General features: G+C 70.0%; 15 protein-coding genes. 9 read left to right on the forward strand and 6 right to left on the reverse strand.

Going from position 1 to position 19,808, the window contains the following annotated elements; translation table 11 throughout:
• Positions 1–175: 175 nt before the first annotated feature.
• The 6 genes from hpnA (at position 176) to MFF04_RS03545 (ending at position 7,024) form a co-directional block, all read left to right on the forward strand.
• Entirely contained in the window at positions 176–1,201 is a 1,026-nt protein-coding gene (gene hpnA, locus MFF04_RS03520) for a hopanoid-associated sugar epimerase (RefSeq protein ID WP_238274084.1), read from the forward strand.
• Positions 1,198–2,079 (forward strand): squalene synthase HpnC, encoded by an 882-nt coding sequence (gene hpnC, locus MFF04_RS03525; RefSeq protein ID WP_238274085.1) that lies wholly within the window; start codon positions 1,198–1,200, stop codon positions 2,077–2,079. The genes hpnA and hpnC overlap by 4 nt, the downstream gene beginning before the upstream one ends.
• A complete protein-coding gene (hpnD, locus tag MFF04_RS03530; RefSeq protein ID WP_238274086.1) occupies positions 2,076–2,930 on the forward strand; it encodes a presqualene diphosphate synthase HpnD in 855 nt (284 codons plus the stop codon). The genes hpnC and hpnD overlap by 4 nt, the downstream gene beginning before the upstream one ends.
• Positions 2,927–4,198, forward strand: a complete 1,272-nt coding sequence (gene hpnE, locus MFF04_RS03535) for a hydroxysqualene dehydroxylase HpnE (protein ID WP_238274178.1) — start codon at positions 2,927–2,929, stop codon at positions 4,196–4,198. Before hpnD ends, hpnE begins: the two co-directional genes overlap by 4 nt.
• A 34-nt stretch (positions 4,199–4,232) precedes the next feature.
• A complete protein-coding gene (shc, locus tag MFF04_RS03540; protein WP_238274087.1) occupies positions 4,233–6,230 on the forward strand; it encodes a squalene--hopene cyclase in 1,998 nt (665 codons plus the stop codon).
• Between the two features lie 86 nt (positions 6,231–6,316).
• Positions 6,317–7,024, forward strand: a complete 708-nt coding sequence (locus MFF04_RS03545) for a phosphorylase family protein (protein ID WP_238274088.1) — start codon at positions 6,317–6,319, stop codon at positions 7,022–7,024.
• A 70-nt stretch (positions 7,025–7,094) separates the two neighbouring features.
• Here the strand turns inward: MFF04_RS03545 and hpnH are convergent, their stop codons facing one another.
• Positions 7,095–8,258: an adenosyl-hopene transferase HpnH gene (gene hpnH / locus MFF04_RS03550; protein ID WP_238274089.1), complete on the reverse strand. Its 1,164-nt coding sequence runs from the start codon at positions 8,256–8,258 to the stop codon at positions 7,095–7,097.
• Between the two features lie 569 nt (positions 8,259–8,827).
• Here hpnH and MFF04_RS03555 point away from each other — a divergent pair.
• Entirely contained in the window at positions 8,828–11,461 is a 2,634-nt protein-coding gene (locus MFF04_RS03555; protein ID WP_238274090.1) for an MMPL family transporter, read from the forward strand.
• A gap of 42 nt (positions 11,462–11,503) precedes the next feature.
• Here MFF04_RS03555 and hpnK read toward each other — a convergent pair whose 3' ends face one another.
• The 5 genes from hpnK to MFF04_RS03580 form a co-directional block, all read right to left on the reverse strand.
• Entirely contained in the window at positions 11,504–12,355 is an 852-nt protein-coding gene (hpnK, locus tag MFF04_RS03560) for a hopanoid biosynthesis-associated protein HpnK (protein WP_238274091.1), read from the reverse strand.
• On the reverse strand, positions 12,352–13,137 hold the full coding sequence (locus MFF04_RS03565; RefSeq protein WP_238274092.1) for an SPFH domain-containing protein: 786 nt from the start codon (positions 13,135–13,137) through the stop codon (positions 12,352–12,354). Before MFF04_RS03565 ends, hpnK begins: the two co-directional genes overlap by 4 nt.
• Before the next feature lie 300 nt (positions 13,138–13,437).
• A complete protein-coding gene (gene hpnJ, locus MFF04_RS03570) occupies positions 13,438–14,871 on the reverse strand; it encodes a hopanoid biosynthesis associated radical SAM protein HpnJ (protein ID WP_238274093.1) in 1,434 nt (477 codons plus the stop codon).
• Positions 14,872–14,921: 50 nt separating this feature from the next.
• On the reverse strand, positions 14,922–16,115 hold the full coding sequence (hpnI, locus tag MFF04_RS03575; protein ID WP_238274094.1) for a bacteriohopanetetrol glucosamine biosynthesis glycosyltransferase HpnI: 1,194 nt from the start codon (positions 16,113–16,115) through the stop codon (positions 14,922–14,924).
• Between the two features lie 181 nt (positions 16,116–16,296).
• On the reverse strand, positions 16,297–17,412 hold the full coding sequence (locus tag MFF04_RS03580) for a lysylphosphatidylglycerol synthase domain-containing protein (protein ID WP_238274095.1): 1,116 nt from the start codon (positions 17,410–17,412) through the stop codon (positions 16,297–16,299).
• Between the two features lie 215 nt (positions 17,413–17,627).
• Between MFF04_RS03580 and MFF04_RS03585 the strand changes: the two genes are divergently transcribed.
• On the forward strand, positions 17,628–18,806 hold the full coding sequence (locus tag MFF04_RS03585) for an amidinotransferase (protein ID WP_238274096.1): 1,179 nt from the start codon (positions 17,628–17,630) through the stop codon (positions 18,804–18,806).
• Between the two features lie 129 nt (positions 18,807–18,935).
• Positions 18,936–19,805 carry a MipA/OmpV family protein gene (locus MFF04_RS03590; protein WP_306308045.1) on the forward strand — a complete coding sequence of 290 codons (870 nt, stop codon included), beginning with the start codon at positions 18,936–18,938 and terminating at the stop codon, positions 19,803–19,805.
• Positions 19,806–19,808 lie beyond the last annotated feature (3 nt).

The following is a 19,808-nucleotide window of genomic DNA, read 5'->3' on the forward strand; positions in this document are numbered from 1 at the left end:
CATCGTCGACACCGTGAAGCAGGTGCTGCCCGCGAATGAGAGCGGCAAGGCCGGGCGCCTGCGCCTCGCCTGAGCCGAGCTTGTCCGCCGCGCGTTTCGATGACAGAAGCGCGCGGCGTGAGCGCGCCGATCCGTCCGGGGCCGGCGCCCATCCTTCCGTGACGAACAGAGCGTGATGGCAGAGGCGAACCCGCGAGGCCCGGCCGAGCCCGGCCCCGTGCTGATCACCGGCGCGAGCGGCTTCCTCGGCCCGGCGCTGGTCGACGTGTTCCGGCAGGCCGGCTTCCCCGTGCGCATCCTCGTGCGGGCGACGAGCCCCCGTCGAAACCTCACCTGGACGGATGTCGAGATCACTGAAGGCGACATGCGCGACCCCGCCGCCGTCGCCGCGGCGATGCGCGGCCAGCGCTACCTCGTCCATGCAGCGGCCGACTACCGCCTCTGGGCGCCGGATATGGAGGAGATCGTCCGTACGAACCGGGACGGCACCCGCGTCCTGATGGAGGCGGCGCTGAAGGCTGGCGTCGAGCGGATCGTCTACACGTCGAGCGTCGCGACCATCAAGCCGCACGACGACGGCACCCCCGCCGACGAGACGCGCCCCCTGACGCCGGAGACCGCCATCGGCGCCTACAAGCGCAGCAAGGTCGTGGCCGAGCGCGTGGTCGAGGAGATGGTCGCGCGGGATGGCCTGCCCGCCGTCATCGTCAACCCGTCGACCCCGATCGGCCCCCGCGACGTGAAGCCCACGCCGACCGGCCGCATCATCCAGGAGGCTGCGATGGGCCGGATGCCGGCCTTCGTGGACACCGGCCTCAACCTCGCCCACGTGGACGATGTGGCGGGCGGGCACCTGCTCGCCCTGAACAAGGGCCGCGTCGGGGAGAAGTACATCCTCGGCGGCGAGAACGTGCTGCTCTCGCAGATGCTCGCTGATATCGCGGGCATAGTGGGACGCAAGCCGCCGACGGTGAACCTGCCCCGCGCGGTGGTCTACCCGATCGCCTTCGTTTCCGAGCAGATCGCCCGCGTCACCGGCAAGGCGCCCTTCGCGACCATCGACGGCATCCGCATGTCGCGCTACCGGATGTTCTTCTCCGATGCCAAGGCGCGGGCCGAGCTCGGCTACGGCGCCCGGCCCTATCGCGAGGGCCTGTCCGACGCGATCAAGTGGTTCCGCGACGCCGGATACCTGCGATGAGCGCCGGCCTCCAGACCGCGACGGACGCCCGCACGGGCAAGGGCCAGCACGACGAGAACTTCCCCGTCGCCTCGCACCTTATCCATCCGCGCAACCGCGGCGCCATCCTCGCCTTCTACAACTACGTGCGCGCGGGCGACGACGTGGCCGACCATGCAGGTCTCTCGCCCGAGCGCAAGATCGAGATGCTCGACGCGCTCGCCGACGCGCTCACCGGCAAGGGCGGCACCGATCCGTCGGTCGAGCCCCTCCGGCGGGAGCTCGACGCCCGCGGCCTGCCGCCGACCCACGCGCTCGAACTCCTCGACGCCTTCCGCATGGACGCGCGCAAGAGCCGCTACGCCGACTGGGACGAGTTGATCCACTATTGCCGCTACTCGGCGATGCCGGTCGGCCGCTTCGTCCTCGACGTGCACGGCGAGGACCCGTCGCGGGTCTGGGCGTCGTCGGACGCGATTTGCGCGGCGCTTCAGGTGCTCAACCACCTTCAGGACTGCGGCAAGGACTTTCGCACCCTCGACCGGGTCTACATCCCGGCCGAGACCCTCGCCCGACATGGCGCGACCGTCGAGATGCTCGGCGCCGAGCGGGCGAGCCCGGAGCTGCGCGCCGTGTTCCGGGAATTGGCGGAGCGTACGCTCGCGCTCCTCGACGATGGCAAGGGGCTGCCCGGCCTCATCGACGACCTGCGCCTCTCTCTCGAGATCGCCGCGATCCATCGCCTCGCCGTCGTCCTGACACGCGGGCTGCTGGAGCGCGACCCGCTGAGCGAGAAGGTCCATCACGGCAAGGCCGCCTTCGCCCTGACGGCGCTCGGCGGCGTGCTTTCGACCCTCGTCCGTCGCCCCTTCCGCTCCCGCGCCGGAGCCGCGCAATGAGCGCCGGCGCCATGACCGATCCCTCGCCGCAGCCGACGCCCGAGGCGAACCTGCCGGCGGCAGGCTCGTCCTTCTACACCGCCATGCGACTCCTCCCGAAGTCGCGGCGCGAGGCGATGTACGCGGTCTACGCTTTCTGCCGCGCCGTGGACGACGTGGCCGACGACGGCGGTCCGCGGGACGTCCGCGCGGCCGAGCTGGAGCGCTGGCGGGCCGACATCGACGCGCTCTACGCCGGCCGTCCGCCGGCCCGCGTGCGCGATCTCGTCGGACCGGTGGCGCAGTACGGTCTCAAGCGCGAGGACTTCCAGGCCGTCATCGACGGCATGGCGATGGACGCCGCCGAGGACATCGTGGCGCCCGACGAGGCGACCCTCGACCTCTATTGCGATCGGGTGGCGAGCGCCGTCGGCCGCCTGTCGGTGCGCATCTTCGGCATGCCGGAGGCGGACGGGATCAAGCTCGCCCATCACCAGGGCCGGGCACTGCAACTCACCAACATCCTGCGCGACATCGACGAGGATGCCGGGCGTGGCCGCCTCTACCTGCCGCGGGAGAAGCTCGCCGGCATCGGGCTCGCCCATCCGACGCCGGACGAGGCGATCCGGCATCCGCGCATCGGCGAGGTCTGCCGGGCGGTCGCGGCGGAGGCGCAGGCCCATTACGACGCGACCTGGGCGATCATCGCCCGCTCGCCCCGCAAGGCCACCAAGGCCGCCCGCCTGATGGCCGCCGCCTATCGGCTCTACCTCGATGCGGTGCTGCGGCGGGGCTGGGAGATGCCCCGCGCACGGGTGAAGCCCGGCAAGCCGGCCCTGCTCTGGGTCGCCCTGAGGCACGGGATCGTCTGATGGGCACGGTCCACGTCGTCGGAGCGGGGCTCGCGGGCCTCTCGGCCGCCGTCGCGCTCGCCGGGCGCGGCGAGCGGGTCGTGCTGCACGAGGCCGCGCGTCAGGCGGGCGGGCGCTGCCGCTCCTACTTCGATTCGACGCTCGGGCTGACGATCGACAACGGCAACCACCTGCTGCTGTCCGGCAACACCGACGCGCTCGGCTTCCTGAAGCAGATCGGGGCGCCGGCCGACGCGCTCACCGGCCCCGACGAGGCGGTATTCGATTTCGCCGATCTCGCTACGGGGGAGCGCTGGCGGCTGCGGCCGAACGCGGGCCGGCTGCCCTGGTGGGTTCTCGTCTCGGACCGCCGGGTGCCGGGCACGAAGGCGAGCGACTACCTCGCGCCGCTCGGCATCCTGCGCGCGCCCGCCGGCCGGACCATCGGCGAGGCCATGGCCTGCGACGGGACGCTCTACGAGCGCCTCTGGCACCCGGTGCTGCTCGCCGCCCTCAACACCGAGCCTCGCGACAGTGATGCCGGGCTCGCGGCGACGATCCTGCGCGAGACCCTCGGGGCAGGTGGCAGGGCCTGCCGTCCGCTCATCGCGGTGAACGGCCTCTCGACCGCCTTCGTCGACCCGGCGCTGGCCTATCTGGAGCGCCAAGGCGCCGAGGTCCGCTTCGGCACGCGGTTGCGGAGTGTCACGCTCGGATCGAAGCGGGTGGAGAGCCTCGAATTCTCGGATGGGCCGTTGGCGCTCTCGGCGGAGGACCGCGTCGTCCTCGCTCTCCCCCCCTGGGTCGCCTCGGACATGCTGCAGGGCTTGGCTGCGCCGCAGGAGTTCCGGTCGATCGTGAACGCGCATTTCGCGGTGCCGCCGCCCGCGGGCGCGGCGCTTTATCTCGGCGTGGTGAATGGCCTGACGGAATGGCTCTTCGCCTATCCGGACCGCTTCTCCGTGACCATCAGCAACGCAGACAGGCTGCTCGACACGCCCCGCGAGGAGCTCGCCCAGCACATCTGGGCGGAGATCGCCGCGCTGCACAACCTTGCTCCCGCACTGCCAAGCTGGCAGATCGTCAAGGAGAAGCGGGCGACCTTCGCGGCGACGCCCGCCGAGGCCGCGCGCCGATCCGGGCCGTCGACCGCCTGGGACAACCTCGTCCTGGCCGGAGACTGGACCGCGACGGGGCTGCCTTCGACCATCGAGGGGGCGATCCGCTCGGGCAAGCAGGCCGCTGCGGCGCTGGGGTGCGACAACGCACGGGCGCGGGGCGCCGCCTGAGGCAAAGGGACGCCGACAGGCAAGGAAAGGACACATGCGAGAGGCCGTGAACAGGGTGGAGGCGCTGCAGCGCCCGAAGACGCAGGCGATCTCCGTCGACGCCGTCGAGCGGAGCGTGGCGAGCGCCACCCGAGCCCTCACCAACCTCGCCCACGCGGACGGGCACATCTGCTTCGAGCTCGAGGCGGACGCGACGATTCCCTCCGAGTACGTGCTCTTCCACCAGTTTCGCGACAGCCAGCCTCAGCCCGGCGTCGAGGCCAAGATCGGCAACTACCTGCGCCGCACCCAGGGCAAGCACGGCGGCTGGGCCCTCGTGCATGACGGGCCCTTCGACATGAGCGCCAGCGTGAAGGCCTACTTCGCGCTCAAGATGATCGGCGAGGACATCGAGGCGCCGCACATGCGCCGGGCCCGCGAGGCGATCCTCTCCCGCGGCGGCGCGGCCAACGCCAACGTCTTCACCCGCTTCATGCTCGCCCTCTACGGCGAGGTGCCGTGGCGCGCGGTGCCGGTGATGCCCGTCGAGGTGATGTTCCTGCCGAAGTGGTTCCCGTTCCACCTCGACAAGGTCAGCTACTGGGCGCGCTGCGTGATGGTGCCGCTCTTCGTGCTCCAGGCGACGAAGCCGCGGGCGAAGAACCCGCGCGGCATCGGCGTGCAGGAGCTCTTCGTGAAGCCGCCCGAGCACGTCACCGACTGGCCCGGCAGCCCGCACGCGACCTGGCCGTGGACGCCGATCTTCGGTGCCATCGACCGCGTTCTCCACAGGACCGAGAACTATTTCCCGAAGCGTCCCCGTCAGCGGGCGATGGAGAAGGCGCGCGCCTGGGTGAGCGAGCGCCTCAACGGCGAGGACGGCCTCGGCGCCATCTTCCCGGCCATGGTCAACTCGGTGCTGATGTACGAGGTGATGGGCTACTCCGCCGACCACCCGCAGGTGCGCATCGCCTGCGAGGCCATCGAGAAGCTCGTCGTCATCAAGGAGCACGAGGCCTACGTGCAGCCCTGCGTGTCTCCGGTGTGGGACACGGCCCTCGCCAGCCACGCGCTCCTCGAGTCGGGCGGCCTCGACGCCGAGGGTCAGGCCCGCGCCGGCCTCGACTGGCTGGTCCCCCGCCAGGTGCTCGACATCAAGGGCGACTGGGCGGCGGCCAAGCCCGACGTGCGGCCGGGCGGCTGGGCCTTCCAGTACGGCAACGCCCACTATCCCGATCTCGACGACACGGCCGTGGTGGTGATGGCGATGGACCGTGCCATGCGCCAGCACGGGCTCGTCGCCGGCATGCCCGACTACAAGGCCTCCATCGCCCGCGCGCGGGAGTGGGTCGAGGGTCTGCAGTCGAAGGATGGCGGCTGGGCGGCTTTCGATGCCGACAACAACCACATGTACCTCAACCACATCCCGTTCTCGGATCACGGCGCGCTGCTCGATCCGCCGACCGCGGACGTGACCGCTCGCGTCGTCTCCATGCTCTCGCAGCTCGGCGAGACCCGCGAGACCTCGAAGGCGCTGGACCGGGGCGTCGAGTACCTGCTCAAGGAGCAGGAGGCGGACGGGAGCTGGTACGGCCGCTGGGGGATGAACTTCATCTACGGCACCTGGTCCGTTCTGTGCGCGCTGAACGCGGCCGGTGTCGACCGCAACGCGCCCGAGATGCGCCGCGCCGTGAAGTGGCTCGTCGGAATCCAGAACCCGGATGGCGGCTGGGGCGAGGACGCCTCCAGCTACAAGATCAACCCCGCCTTCGAGGCCGGCTACAGCACCGCCTCGCAGACCGCCTGGGCCCTTCTGGCGCTGATGGCAGCCGGCGAGACCGACGACCCCGCGGTGACGCGCGGCATCAACTACCTGTGCCGCACGCAGGGGACGGACGGCTTCTGGAACGAGGAGCGCTACACGGCCACAGGCTTCCCGCGGGTGTTCTACCTGCGCTACCACGGCTACCCGAAGTTCTTCCCGCTCTGGGCCATGGCGCGCTACCGCAACCTGAAGAAGAGCAACACCGGCAAGGTCGCCTACGGCATGTGAGCCGGGCGAAGGCTTGCCGCTACGAGGACCCGCGCGCTTCGAAGCGCGCGGGTCTTTTCATGTCATCGCTTGAGTCGAGGACGGTCATGCCCATCGGAGATGACCTTCGGCGCGGTCTCGGCATCGCGCCGGTCCTGGCCGTCACGGGCCTCGCCAAGGAGGCGCGCCTCGCCGTGCGGCCCGGTGTCGAGACGGTCGGCGCAGGGGGAAACCCCGCCCGCCTTCGGGCCCTGCTCGACATGCGGGCCGGGCCGGGATGCCGCGCGGTGCTGAGCATCGGCATCGCCGGCGGCCTCGACCCCGTGCTGATGCCGGGCGACGTGATCGTCGCGGACACGATCGTCGCCGCCGACGCCCGCTATCCCGCCGATCCGGCTCTCGCCGAGGGGCTGCGGGCGCGGCTCGCCGGGGCCGGCATCGCCGCGCTGGCCGGCGTCGACGCGGCGGTGATGAGCTGCGAGGCCAAGGCCGCGCTGAGGGAGCGCACCGGCGCGGCGGCGGCCGACATGGAGTCGCACGTCGCCGCCGCCTTCGCCGCCCGGCACGGCCTGCCCTTCGCGGCCCTGCGGGTGGTCTGCGACCCGGCACAGCGGGCGCTGCCGGCCTTTGCGGCGCAGGCCCTGAAGCCGAACGGCGAGCCGGACATCCTCGCGGTTCTCGCCGCGCTGCTGCGCGGCCGGGCCAGGGTCGGCGAGCTCGTCGGCCTCGCGCGGGACTCGGGCGCCGCCTTCGCCGCCTTGAAGCGGTGCTGCGACGCGCTCGGCCCCGGCCTCGGCATTCCCGAGCGGCCCTGACTCCCCGCCCATGAAAGAGGCCCGCGCCGCGGCTGCGGCACGGGCCTCTCGATGCCTCGGAGCGGCCGCGTCAGGCGGCGGTGCGCTTGCGGGCTTCCTGCTTGGTGTCGACGCCCGCCGCTTTGATCTCGGAGAGCTTCTGGGCGACGTTGCGCGAGAACACGAACTCGGCCGGGCGCTGGTTCTCCAGGCTGACCTCGGGAGCCATCTCGCCTTCGGTCCTGATGCCGCGGAGCGCGTGGATGACAGGCTTCCAGGGCTTCCTCACGGAATCGACCACCGAGGACGCCTCGTAGCCCGAGTGGACCATGCAGTCGGCGCACTTCTCGTAGTTACCGGTACCGTAGGCGTTCCAGTCGGTCTCCTCCATCAGCTCCTTGAAGGTGGCCGCGTAGCCCTCGCCGAGCAGGTAGCAGGGCTTCTGCCAGCCGAACACGGTGCGGGTCGGGTTGCCCCAGGGGGTGCAGTGGTAGGTCTGGTTGCCGGCCAGGAAGTCGAGGAACAGGCCCGACTGCTGGAAGGTCCACTTCTCGCGGCCCTTCTCCTTGCCGTGGCGGAAGACGCCGCGGAACAGCTCCTTCGTGGCCTTGCGGTTGAGGAAGTGCTGCTGGTCGGGCGCGCGCTCATAGGCGTAGCCGGGCGAGACGGTGATGCCGTCGATGCCCATGCGGGTCACGCTGTCGAAGAAGTCCGCGATCTTGTCAGCCGAGGAGTTGTTGAAGAACGTGCAGTTGATGGTGACCCGGAAGCCCATCTCCTTGGCGAGCTTGATCGCCGCGACGGCCTTGTCGTAGACGCCGCGCTGGCAGACCGACTTGTCGTGCATCTCCTCGTCGCCATCGAGATGGATCGACCAGGTGAAGTACGGGCTCGGCTTGTACTCCTTGATCTTCTTGGCGAGCAGCAGCGCGTTCGTGCACACGATCGCGAACTTCTTCTGCGCGATGATGCCCTCGACGATCTGCGGCAGATCCTTGTGGAGAAGCGGCTCGCCGCCGGCGATCACCACCACGGGCGCGCCGCACTCGCGCACGGATTCGAGCGCGTCGGCCACCGGCAGCCGCTTGTTCAGGATCTCATCCGGATAGTCGATCTTGCCGCAGCCGGCGCAGGCCAGGTTGCAGCGGAAGAGGGGCTCCATCATCATCACCAGCGGGTAGCGCTTGCGCCCCGTGAGGTGCTGCTTGAGGATGTAACCGCCGATCTTCGCGACGTACCGGAGAGGGATTCCCAAGACGCGGCTCCTTGTTCTTGGCCTCGGATAGCCGGGCTGCTTAACGCGAAAAAGCCTCGACTTCCAGCGATGTAGATTGGAAACGCTCGCAAAATCGGCCGAGCGGCCTCTTCGCGAACCGGGTTTGCGAGGGTAGACGCAAGCGTGCCACAGAGGCCCTGCGCCGGGTTGCGTCGCTCCTGCCGGGCAATTGCGTCGCGTTTCGGGCGAAGCGCGCTGCACAGCTCGATATCCGCACGATCTCAAGCACGAACCGGGCTGGCGGTGAACCGTGCTGCGGTGCGAAAACACACGTCGTCTCGCGCGGATGCACCGCTTCGAGGGCCGCGTTGCAATCGCGTGCCCGGCCCTTTACTGAGCAGCGCAGCCGAATTCGCCCGCGGACAGCTTGCGCAGTGCCGCATCGCCACCCGGTCGGTTCCCTCCTGGGACCGGCGCCGGGCTCGTGGCGTTCGCGTCGCCCCCGACCGGGCTTCGCCGCGGGGTGCCCGATGGGGATCTTGCCGTCCCCGCCCCACACTCGCGGGGCCGCCATCCCCGGGTCGGCGGCTCGAGGAGGTAGGATACCCGTGATCGAACGACTCGTCGCGTTCTCCGTCCGTCAGCGCTGGGCCGTCATCGTCGTCGTCGCGCTCCTCACCGCCGCGTCCGTGGGGGTCGCCGCGCATCTCTTCCGCATCAACACCGATGTCGAGCGCCTGATCGATCCGAAGGAGCCCTGGCGGCAGGACGAGATCGCCTTCGAGCAGTCCTTCCCTCAGCGCAGCAACGCCATCGTCGCGGTGATCGACGGGCAGACGCCCGAGGAGACGGAGGAGGCGGCGCAGAAGTTCGCGACCTCGATCGCCGTCCACAAGAACCTGATCGAGTCGGTCTACCGGCCCGATGGCGGCCCCTTCTTCCAGCAGCACGGCTTCCTGCTGATGTCGAAGCCCGAACTCGACAAGACGCTGGAGCAGCTCGTGGAGCAGCAGGGCCTGCTCGGCGCCCTGGCCCAGGACCCCTCGCTGCGCGGCGTGATGCGCGTGCTCGCCATGGGCGCGCAGGGGGTGAAGAGCGGCGACGCCCAGCTCTCGGACCTCGAGAAGCCGATGGGCGAGTTCGACAAGACGCTCAACGCGGTGCTCGCCGACAAGCCAGCGCGCCTCTCCTGGCAGCTCCTGCTCTCGGGAGGCGAGGTGCGCAGCACCGACCTGCGCAAGTTCGTGATGATCCAGCCGGTGCTGGACTTCAACGCCCTGCAGCCCGGCTACACGGCGACGAAGCTGATCCGCAACGTCGCCAAGGACGCCGGCATCACCGAGGCGAACGGGCTGCGCATGCGGCTGACCGGCCCGGTCGCGGTGGCGGACGACGAGTTCGCGACCCTGTCGGACGACGCCTTCCTCAACAACTCGGTCACGGTCGGCGCCATCCTGCTGTTCCTGTGGCTGGCGCTGCGCTCGCCGCCGCTCGTGCTCTCGGTGATGATCACCACCTTCGCCGGGCTCGTCGTCACCGCGGCGCTCGGCCTGCTGATGGTGGGCGAGCTGAACCCGATCTCGGTGGCCTTCGCGGCGCTGTTCGTCGGGCTCGGCATCGATTTCGGCATCCAGTTCGCGGTGCGCTACCGGGCCGACCGCTACGAGCAGCCGGACATCTACTCGGCGCTGCGCGCAGCCGCGCGGGGCGTCGGCTGGTCGCTGACCCTTGCCGCGATCTCGCTGCTCGCCGGCTTCTTTGCCTTCCTGCCGACGGCCTTCCGCGGCGTCTCCGAGCTCGGCCTCATCGCCGGCGTCGGCATGATCGTGGCCTATCTCTTCGCGCTGACGCTGCTGCCGGCGCTGATCGCCGTCTTCAACCCGCGGGGCGAGAAGCGCGCCGTCGAGACGGCGTGGCTCGCCGGAGTCGACCCGTGGATCCTGCGCAACCGCAAGGGCGTGCTGATCGCCGTCGGGCTCGTGACGCTCGCCGGCCTGCCGCTTCTCCTGAAGCTGCCCTTCGATTCGAACCCGATGCATCTGCGCAGCCCGAAGGTCGAGTCGATCGCCACCTATCTCGACCTGATCAAGGACCCGGCGACGAGCCCGAACGTCATCGACGTGATCGCGCCCTCGGTCGACGCGATCCCCGAGCTGTCGAAGAAGCTCCTGGCGCTGCCGGCGGTGTCGAGCGTGAACAGCATCGACACCTACATGCCCCGCGATCAGGACGAGAAGCTCGCCGCCATCGCCGAGACGGCGCAGATCCTCGATCCCGTGCTGAACCTGAAGCGCAAGCCCGCGCCGAGCGACCAGGAGAACGTCGCGGCCCTCAAGCAGACGGCGGGCGCCCTGCGCGACGTGGCCGGCGGCTCGAAGAATCCCACCGCGCTCGCCGCCACCCTCGACAAGCTCGCGGCCGCCCCGGAGGCCAAGCGCGTGGAGGCCACGAAGGCGCTCACCGCCGACCTTCCGGGCCTCATCGAGGGGATGAAGGCGCTGCTGCATCCGAAGAAGGTGACGCTCGACACCATCCCCGAGCGGCTCAAGGCCGAGTGGGTCTCGAAGGACGGGAAGGCCCGCCTGGAGGTGCATCCGAAGGGCAACTCCAACGACGACGATGTTCTGCGCAGCTTCGCCAAGGAGGTGCAGACGGTGGCCCCGCACGCGACCGGCGCGCCGGTGGCGACGACCTCGTCGAGCTACACGATCCTCGGAGCCTTCATGCAGGCGGGCATCACCGCCTTCGTGCTGATCTTCATCATCCTCTCGGTCGCGCTCCGCAAACCCTGGGACGTCGCCATGACGCTCGGGCCGCTGGTGCTCGCGACGCTGTGGACGCTGATGAGCCTGCCGCTCGTCGGAATGCCTCTGAACTTCGCCAACATCATCGCCCTGCCGCTGATGCTCGCCGTGGGCGTGGCCTTCCACATCTACTACGTGATCGCGTGGCGGGCCGGCGTCGCGGACATGCTGGCCTCCAGCCTGACGCGGGCGATCTTCTTCTCGGCGCTGACCACCGGCACCGCTTTCGGCTCGCTCGTCCTGTCGAGCCATCCCGGCACCGCGAGCATGGGCAAGCTGCTCGCCCTGTCGCTGTTCTTCACGCTGGTGGCGGCGTTCTTCGTGGTTCCGGCCTTCCTCGGCCCGCCGCCCAAGCGCCCCGACGCCGACCGGCCGGAGGGCGATGCCGCCGGCAAGGACCCGCTCCTCGGCGCCAAGGCGCGGGAGAGGGTCGCCTGAGGCCTCGATGAAGGTCTCGGGAGGGCCTCGGCCCTCCCGGCCTCAGAGGAAGTCCGAGAAGCCGCCGCTGCGGATGCCGCCTCGCGCGACCGCCTCGCGGGCGGCGGGTGCGATGAGGGCGTCCCGCTCGGCGGCGTAGGCGTATCCGGGCGCCTCGCCGGGGAAGCCGCCGGCCGTTGCGGGATGGGTGTAGAGTTCGCTTAAGCCCGGCGGCAGATACGTGAGAAGGCCGGCGACGCGCTCGGGCGTCATCGTGCCCGACCAGGCGAGTCCCAGAGTCCGGTCGGGGATGAGCAGGCCGAGCTGCCGCGCGCGCACGGCGAGCAGCGCTGCCCATGGGGCGGTGTCGAGGGCGGGTCGGGGCGTGAAGCCCGGTTCGGCGAGGCGCAGCACGGCCCGCGGCTCTCGCGGCACCCGGATCGCCCGCATCCCGTAGCGCGGGCCGATCCGCAGCACCGCACCCGCGATCAGCGGGTGGATGTGGAAGTGCTTGTGGGCGTTGACGTGATCGAGCGGCAGCCCCGTCGCTCGGTAGGCCTCGAACTGCGCCTCGATCTCGGCGGCGAGCTGGCGCCGCGCGCCGCTCTTGAGGGCGAGGTCGAGGCCCATCCGCTCCATGTCGGAGCGCATCAGCCCGCGCCCGTCCGTCAGGTCCGGAAGCGCCGCTGCGGGCAGCGTCGGCCATGCCTCGACCAGGACGAGATGCAGCCCGACCCGCAGGCCCGGCATCCGCCTCGCCCGCGCTACGGCGTCGGCTGCGGCGGGCGCCGAGACCATCAGGCTCGCGGCCGTCAGGATGCCCTCCCGATGGGCCTGCTCGACGGCCTCGTTGACCTCGCGGCTCAGCCCGAAATCGTCGGCGGTGACGACGAGGCGCCGGTCCGTCGCGCTCACGGATCCCGCTCCTCGGCCGGCTCGGCGATGCCCGACGTCGCGAAGGCCTCGCGGCCGATCACGAGCGTCGCGCCCTTGCCGCCGGACGCCGAGAGGCTCTGGAGCAGGCGCAGGTTCATCAGTTCCGGGTTGCCCTTGAGCATCCGGGCGGAGTTCGCCAGCGAGCGCAGGGCCGCCTGCTCACCGCGGGCCCGCTCCAGCGCCGCCCGGCCCTCGAGGCGGGCGCGCTCGGTCTCGGCGAAGAGACGGCGCAGCTCGGGCGGCAGGGTCACGCCGCCGACCGTCGCCTCGACGAAGCGGCAGCCGCAGACCGGCCGGTCGAGCAGGGCGAGAAGCGATGGTCCGAGGCTGGCGCGCTCGTCGAGGAGCGCCTCGACGGTCCGCGCGGCGGCGAGCCGCACGAGCGCGTCCGTAGCGGCGACCCGCACGGCCTCGCGGTGGCCGCCCTCATGTGCCGTCTGCGGGTCGACGATCTCGTAGACGACCGTCGCCGACAGGCGATAGGAGAGGCGGTCCGCGCTCGTCACCTCGACCGCGTGGAGGGTCTCGAAGACCGGCAGCCGCGACAGGGCGACGACGAGGCGATCCCGCCGGCCGAGGGCGCGGTACCGCCCCGGAGCGAGCCTCCCGGCGAAGCGGCCGTCGACGTAGAGCAGGCCCTGCTGCCAGGAATAGATCGTCTGGCTCCAGCCTCCTCGCCGCAGGCGTCGGACGAGGACGACCAGCACGGCCGCCGCGACGAGCAGCAGGAGCGTCGGAACGAGTTGGGTCGTGCTTGGCACGCCGGTTCTCCCTTGGATCACTCCCCGGCGCCGCGGGGACCGGACGGGAGCACGAGGCCCGCAGGGTCCGTTCCCGGCTGCCCGAGGGCCGGCGCCGGAGAGTCTTTGCGGCTGTCAGGAACAGCGGAGCGGCGGATCATCTCTCGCTGGCCGCGCCCTCGCGGGCGTCGCGCGAACCCGATCCGTCGCGCGTCCTGTATCGCGGCGCGGGCGCGGCCTGTCGAGGGCGCCGTCTCCCGAAACGAGAACGGCCGGGCTGAGCGCCCGGCCGTTCCGATCCGATCGTTGCGACCAGAGGCGTCAGGCGGCCTTGGCCGTGCCCTGGCGCTCGCGGAGGAAGTGCCAGAACTCGACGCCCTCGCGGAGCCGCCGCTTCATCATGTCGGGCGAGCGGACCATCTCGTTCACGATCGAGGCGATCTTCGGCACGCGGAAGTAGAACTTCTTGTAGAACTCCTCCACCGCCGCGAAGATCTCCGAGTGCGAGAGGTGCGGGTAGTGGAGCGGTGCGATCTGCACGCCGTTCTCGTCGACGAGCTCGGCGTTCTCCACGTCGAGCCAACCGTTCTCGACCGCCTGCTTGTAGAGGAAGGTGCCCGGATAGGGGGCGGCCAGCGACACCTGGATGGTGTGCGGGTTGATGCGCTTGGCGAAGGCGATCGTCTCCTGGATCGTCTCCTTGGTCTCGCCGGGCAGGCCGACGATGAAGGTGCCGTGGATGGCGATGCCGAGCTCGTGGCAGTCCTTGGTGAACTTCTCGGCGACCTCGACGCGCATGCCCTTCTTGATGTTGTTCAGGATCTTCTGGTTGCCGGACTCGTAGCCGACGAGCAGGAGGCGCAGGCCGTTGTCCTTGAGGACCTTGAGGGTCTCCCGCGGCACGTTCGCCTTGGCGTTGCACGACCAGGTGACGCCGAGCTTGCCCAGCTCGCGGGCGATCTCCTCGGCGCGGGGCAGGTTGTCGGTGAAGGTGTCGTCGTCGAAGAAGAACTCCTTCGTCTGCGGGAACTCCTTCATGCAGTACTTGATCTCTTCGATCACGTGCGCGACCGACCGCGTGCGGTAGGTGTGCCCGCCGACCGTCTGCGGCCACAGGCAGAAGGTGCAGCGGCTCTTGCAGCCGCGGCCGGAGTAGAACGAGATGTAGGGGTGCTTCAGGTAGCCGATGAAGTACTTCTCCATCTCGAGGTCGCGCTTGTAGACGCTCGTGACGAAGGGCAGCTTGTCCATGTCCGTCATGATCTCGCGGTCCTCGTTATGGACCACGTTGCCGGCGGCATCGCGATAGGACAGGCCCTTGATCTCCGACATCGGCACGCCGTCGGCGACTTCCTTGACGGTGAAGTCGAACTCGTTGCGGGCGACGAAGTCGACCACCGGCGCCTGGGTCATCGAGCCCTCGGCGTCGACCGCGACCTTCGCGCCGATGAGGCCGGCGATGAGCTTCGGGTTGGCGGCCTTGAGGGCCTCGATCGTCTTCACGTCCGACTTGAAGGACGGCACCGAGGTGTGGAGCACGACGAGGTCGAAATCATTGGCCTGGGCCACGATCTCGTCGAGCTTGATGTTGTGGGGCGGCGCGTCGATGAGCTTCGAGTTCGGCACCAGGGCGGCCGGCTGGGCGAGCCAGGTCGGATACCAGAACGACTTGATCTCGCGCTTGGCCTGGTAGCGCGAACCGGCGCCGCCGTCGAAGCCGTCGAAGGTGGGAGCCTGGAGGAAGAGCGTGCGCATGGGGTTCAAGGCCTCAGTGCAGAGCGGGTGGCGCGAAGAGCAGACGAAGATCAGACCGAGGTCGCCTCAGCATCACGGCTGAGGTTTCCTTCGGGAATAAGCGTGCCGTCCGCAACCACGCGATAATCGTGACCTTTCCATGTCACCGCACCCGAGACGAAGCTCCAGGAGAAGTTCGCGAAGGACAGCATGTCGCGAATCGGCAACAGCCAGTAGGCGTGCGGCGCCAGACCGAACAGGCGCTCCAGGCGCAGGCACAGCACGATGCGGCAGGCGAGCGCCAAAGCCGCCACGGCAGGGGCGGCCTCGGGCGCGCCGGGAAGGAGCGCGCCGAGCAAAGCCAGCGGGAAGGCGTGGGTGACGAGCGAGCCGGCATAGCCCGCCGGGTCGACGTTGCGGATGGTGCGGTTCCAGCGCAGCTCGTGCCGCCACAGGCCCGAGAGCTCGGTGTCGACGCAGGCATGCCCGATCGTGAAGTTCGGGATGCTGAGGCGGTGCCCGCCCTCGCCCCGCGCCCGCAGGGCCTCGCCGATGGCGTAGTCGTCCGCGAGGTCGTCCCGGAAGCGCTCGAAGCCGCCGATCTCGGTCAACGCCGCGTGGGTGAAGGCGATGGTCGAGCCGAAGCATGGCTTGGCGAGGTTCAATGCCGTGCCCATCACCACGTTCGGCAGGAACTGGGCGTCGATGGCCAGCGCCGACAGCTCGGCGAAGACGCCGCGGCCGCCCGGCACGCCGTGATAGAGGCAGGTGACGCCGCCGACGCCGGGCGCGGACAGCTCGGTGACGATCCGTTCCAGGTAGTCCGGCCGCACGATCATGTCGCTGTCGGCCAGAACCACGACCTCGTGCTCGATCATCGCCGCCATGTTGATCAGGTTCGAGACCTTGCGGTTCGAGCCGTGCTGGCGGCCGTCGATGACGAGATCGATGCGCAGGGCGGGAAAGGTCTCGCGCAGGCGCTCCACGATGCCGATCGCCGGATCGGTTTGGCGCTGCACGCCGAACACGATCTGGACCTCTCCGGAGTAGTCCTGCCGGCAGAAGGTCGAGAGGTGCTCGAACAGGTCGGGCTCCATGCCGCAGAGGGGCTTGAGCAGCGTGACGGAGGGGCGCCCGGCGCCGTCGGCCAGGGCCGGCGCCCGGCGCGCCGCGACCCGGCCGGCGAGCGCCGCCGCGGCGAGCGCGTAGAGGCAGCCCGCGAGCGCGAGGATCAGAAGGATCGCCGAGAGCCAGTACAGGTCCATGGAGGGCATCGCGCGTCAGGCGTCTCGTGGTCGGGCCGGCGCGGGAATCACTCCGGAGCGGCCGGTGTCGGGCTCGTTCAAGGCGTAGGTTTGGCGGCGAAGCGTTCGGCGCCGGAAACGTGCAGACATGTCACGTTCCTGCCACGTCCGCCGCAGAAGGGCGCAGCGGACGTGGCCGGGGTCAGGCGCACTTCTTGAGGTCTCCCCCGCCCGCATCGAAGGCGTCGACGGAGGCGGTGCTGCGCGGCGGCGCGTAGCTGTAGAAGGGACCGAGCGTCGCCGGCTGCAGCACCGGCTGGAGACGGCGTCCGAGGAGACGGCCGCGGGCCTTGCTCTCCTGCTTGCGCAGGCGGCCCTCGGCCCGGTGCCAGGCGATCAGGCCCGGGACGCCGACCGCGAGGTCCGCGCAGCGCTTCACCAGCGAGAGCGCCAGCGCCGCCTCGGCCGGGACGCCGAACAGGCCGCAGAGGGCGATGAGACCGCCCTCCTGCGCGCCGATGGCGCCGGGCACCGCGAAGGCGGCGCCGCGCACGGCCTGGGCGAGGCTCTCGATCACCAGCGCCTCGGCGAAGCCGACCGGGTAGCCCATGAAGTGCAGGCAGACGTAGACCTCGAGCGTGCCGATGATCCAGCCGATGAAGTGGACGAGGATGCCGCTGCCGACGCGGGACGGCGCGCCGTAGAGGCGGCGCAGGTTGTCGTAGAGCACCTCGACGGCGCCGAGGGCGGCCCATTCGCGGCCGGAGGCGAAGCGCGAGAGCAGGCCCTGGATCAGCCGGTGCCCGGCGCGGCGCTGGACGAGGTAGAAGGCGGCGATGGCCGGCACCGCGATCGCCAGGCCGCCCTCGACGGCATGGGCGACGGGACCGTCGCCGACGAGCATCACCAGGGCCGCGAGACCGACCACGGTGAAGAGGAGCTGCGTCACCGCCTGGGTCATCAGGTCGACGAACATGCTGGCGCCGGCGAGCCCGCCCGCGACGCCGCGCTTCGTCAGCAGCCGAGCACCGATGAAGTCGCCGCCGACGGTGGCGACGGGAAGCAGCGTGTTGATGCCCTCGCGGACGTAGCGCAGGTCGATGCAGGTCGAGAGGCTCGGGCGCCCCTCCTTGGGGAACACCACGAACCAGCCGAAGCCCGCCCAGGCGACCGCGACCGCGCGGGCCACCACGACGATCAGCGTGCCCCAGCCGGCCGCCAGCACCGCGGCGCCCACATCCTCGAGGCCCGACGAGACGAACAGCCAAGCCGCCGTACAAAGGCCGGCAATCAGACCGACGGTGGTCAGGTGCTTCATGACCCTCTTTCGATTCCGTCGAAGGGTTTTGTGGGGCACGAAACCGAAAGCCGGTTTCTTCCGATAAATCACCGCGTTGCGCGGGTTCGTCAGGGCAAGTTGCAGCTTTGATCCCGGTTGTCTATCACCCGGGAGACACACCGCAGACCAAAGCAGTCGCGGGCGCTGACCCGGCAAACAGAACGCTGCGCGCACCGTCACCCAGGGGACACGTCATGGATCGCGAATCACCCATCACGGCCACGGAGGCCGTGTATGACGACGCTCACGCCGGCATGATCTCCGGCGGCATGGCGGCGCCGCGCGATCCGGCGCCCCAGTCCCCGGTCATGGCCTGGAACGAGTGGGACCCGCTGGAGGAGGTCATCGTCGGCTCCCTCGACGGTGCCACCATCCCGACCCACCACCTGACGGTGATCTTCAACCTGCCGCGGGCCGCGCAGCCCTTCTACCGCTTCGCCAGCGGCTGGCGGTACCCGAAGTTCATGAAGAAGCTCGCGCAGCAGGAGCTCGACAACTTCATCAGCATCCTCGCCGGCGAGGGCGTGAAGGTGCGCCGGCCGGATTCGGTCGACTTCTCGAAGAAGTTCAAGGCGCCGCGCTGGTCGTCGCGCGGCTTCTGCGTCGCCTGTCCCCGCGACCCGTACCTCGTCATCGGCGACGAGATCATCGAGAGCCCGATGTGCTGGCGCTCGCGCTACTTCGAGGGCGACGCCTACCGCTCGCTCTTCAAGGAGTATTTTCGCGGGGGGGCGCGGTGGACTTCCGCCCCGCGCCCACAGCTCACGGACGAGCTCTACAACTACGACTACCGGGTGCCGAACCTGAAGGCCGGCGAGCCCATGCAGTTCACGGTCAACGAGTTCGAGCCGGTCTTCGACGCCGCCGACTTCGTGCGCTGCGGCCGCGACCTGTTCGTGACGCGCTCCAACGTCACGAACCTGATGGGCATCGAGTGGCTGCGCCGCCACCTCGGCCCCGGCTTCCGCATCCACGAGATCGAGAGCCGCTGCCCGCAGCCGATGCACATCGACTCGTCCTTCATGCCGCTGGCGCCGGGCAAGGTGCTCGTGAACCCGGACTACGTCGACGTCGACAACCTGCCGGCGGTGCTCAAGAAGTGGGATGTGCTCGTGGCGCCGCGCCCCGACCCCGTGTCGGGCTTCATGAGCAAGATCTCGATGTGCTCGCCCTGGACCTCGATCAACGTGCTGGCCATCGACGAGAAGAAGATCGTCGTCGACCAGAGCCAGCCGACCCTGATCAAGGCCCTGAAGGACTGGGGCTTCGATCCGATCCCGGCGCCGTTCCTCTCCTACGGCCCGTTCGGCGGCTCGTTCCACTGCGCCACGCTCGACGTGCGCCGCCGCGGGACGCTGAAGTCCTACTTCTAATCCTCCTCCGCGCGCCGCTTCGGAGCGGCGCGCGGCGCGCGTTGCGCGGCCGACACAGCGCGCCTCGAAACCATTCGTTCACCGTCTTCGGTGGGTGAGAGCGTAAGCGTTTGTGTCCATATGTCGGGCATGCTGCGCTCCCGACTCGCCAAGACGTTCACCCGGATCGCCCGCTCCGCCGTGGCGGTCGCCGCCCTGGCCGGCGGCACGGCCGCCGTCCGGGCCGCAGACATGCCGACGCCCGCCGCTGCGCCGGTCTTCACCCAGGTCGACCAGAACATCTGGGTCGTGACCCTGACGGCGAACATCAAGGCGCAGCCGCGCTATCCGGGCGCTTCGGACTACACGGCCATCGGCTTTCCCTCAGTCAGCATCCGGAAGCTCGGAGAGCCTGAGCGCTTCTCGACGCCCGACGAGGGCCTAAGCTTCGCGCTCTACGAGACGAGCACGTTCCGGATCGGGCCGACCGTCCGCTACATCTCGGGCCGCTACTACGGCGACGACCGCCGGCACCTGTTCGGCTTCCGCGATGCCGGCTTCGCCCTGGAGCCTGGCGTGTTCGGAGAGTTCACCCCCGTCGACTGGCTGCGGGTCCGCGCGGAGATCCGGCACGGCACCATCGGTCACCACGGTGTCGTCGGCTCCGTCGGCGCCGACTTCATCCAGCCCTTCGACCGCTGGCGCTTCTCCATCGGCCCGCGCTTCAACTTCGGCGACGGCGCCTTCGCCCGCCGCTACTTCGGCGTCCTGCCGATCGAGGCGCTCCTGAACGGCCGTGTCACCGCCTTCCGCCCCGACAGCTTCACGTCGGCCGGCGTGCTCGGCGCCGTCACCTACACCTTCGACGAGCGCTGGGCGGTGACGGGCTACGCCGGCTACAACCGCATCATCGGCTCTTCCGCCGACAGCCCGCTGGTGCGCCGCCCCTTCGGCAGCCCAGACCAGTTCGTGTTCGGCGCCAAGATCGACTACTCGTTCACGATGCCGGCGCTGTTCTGATCC

Origin of the sequence: Methylobacterium jeotgali (assembly GCF_022179345.1) — a bacterium.
In the GTDB taxonomy this organism is placed as follows: domain Bacteria; phylum Pseudomonadota; class Alphaproteobacteria; order Rhizobiales; family Beijerinckiaceae; genus Methylobacterium; species Methylobacterium jeotgali.

What these genes read in the sequence shown, in the direction of transcription:
- hpnA (WP_238274084.1), top strand. Translation starts at nt 176, where the DNA reads ATGGCAGAGGCGAACCCGCGAGGCCCGGCCGAGCCCGGCCCCGTGCTG.
- hpnC (WP_238274085.1), top strand. Translation starts at nt 1,198, where the DNA reads ATGAGCGCCGGCCTCCAGACCGCGACGGACGCCCGCACGGGCAAGGGC.
- hpnD (WP_238274086.1), top strand. Translation starts at nt 2,076, where the DNA reads ATGAGCGCCGGCGCCATGACCGATCCCTCGCCGCAGCCGACGCCCGAG.
- hpnJ (WP_238274093.1), bottom strand. Translation starts at nt 14,871, where the DNA reads ATGCGCACGCTCTTCCTCCAGGCTCCCACCTTCGACGGCTTCGACGGC.
- hpnI (WP_238274094.1), bottom strand. Translation starts at nt 16,115, where the DNA reads ATGGACCTGTACTGGCTCTCGGCGATCCTTCTGATCCTCGCGCTCGCG.
- MFF04_RS03580 (WP_238274095.1), bottom strand. Translation starts at nt 17,412, where the DNA reads ATGAAGCACCTGACCACCGTCGGTCTGATTGCCGGCCTTTGTACGGCG.
- MFF04_RS03585 (WP_238274096.1), top strand. Translation starts at nt 17,628, where the DNA reads ATGGATCGCGAATCACCCATCACGGCCACGGAGGCCGTGTATGACGAC.
- MFF04_RS03590 (WP_306308045.1), top strand. Translation starts at nt 18,936, where the DNA reads ATGCTGCGCTCCCGACTCGCCAAGACGTTCACCCGGATCGCCCGCTCC.
- shc (WP_238274087.1), top strand. Translation starts at nt 4,233, where the DNA reads ATGCGAGAGGCCGTGAACAGGGTGGAGGCGCTGCAGCGCCCGAAGACG.
- MFF04_RS03545 (WP_238274088.1), top strand. Translation starts at nt 6,317, where the DNA reads ATGCCCATCGGAGATGACCTTCGGCGCGGTCTCGGCATCGCGCCGGTC.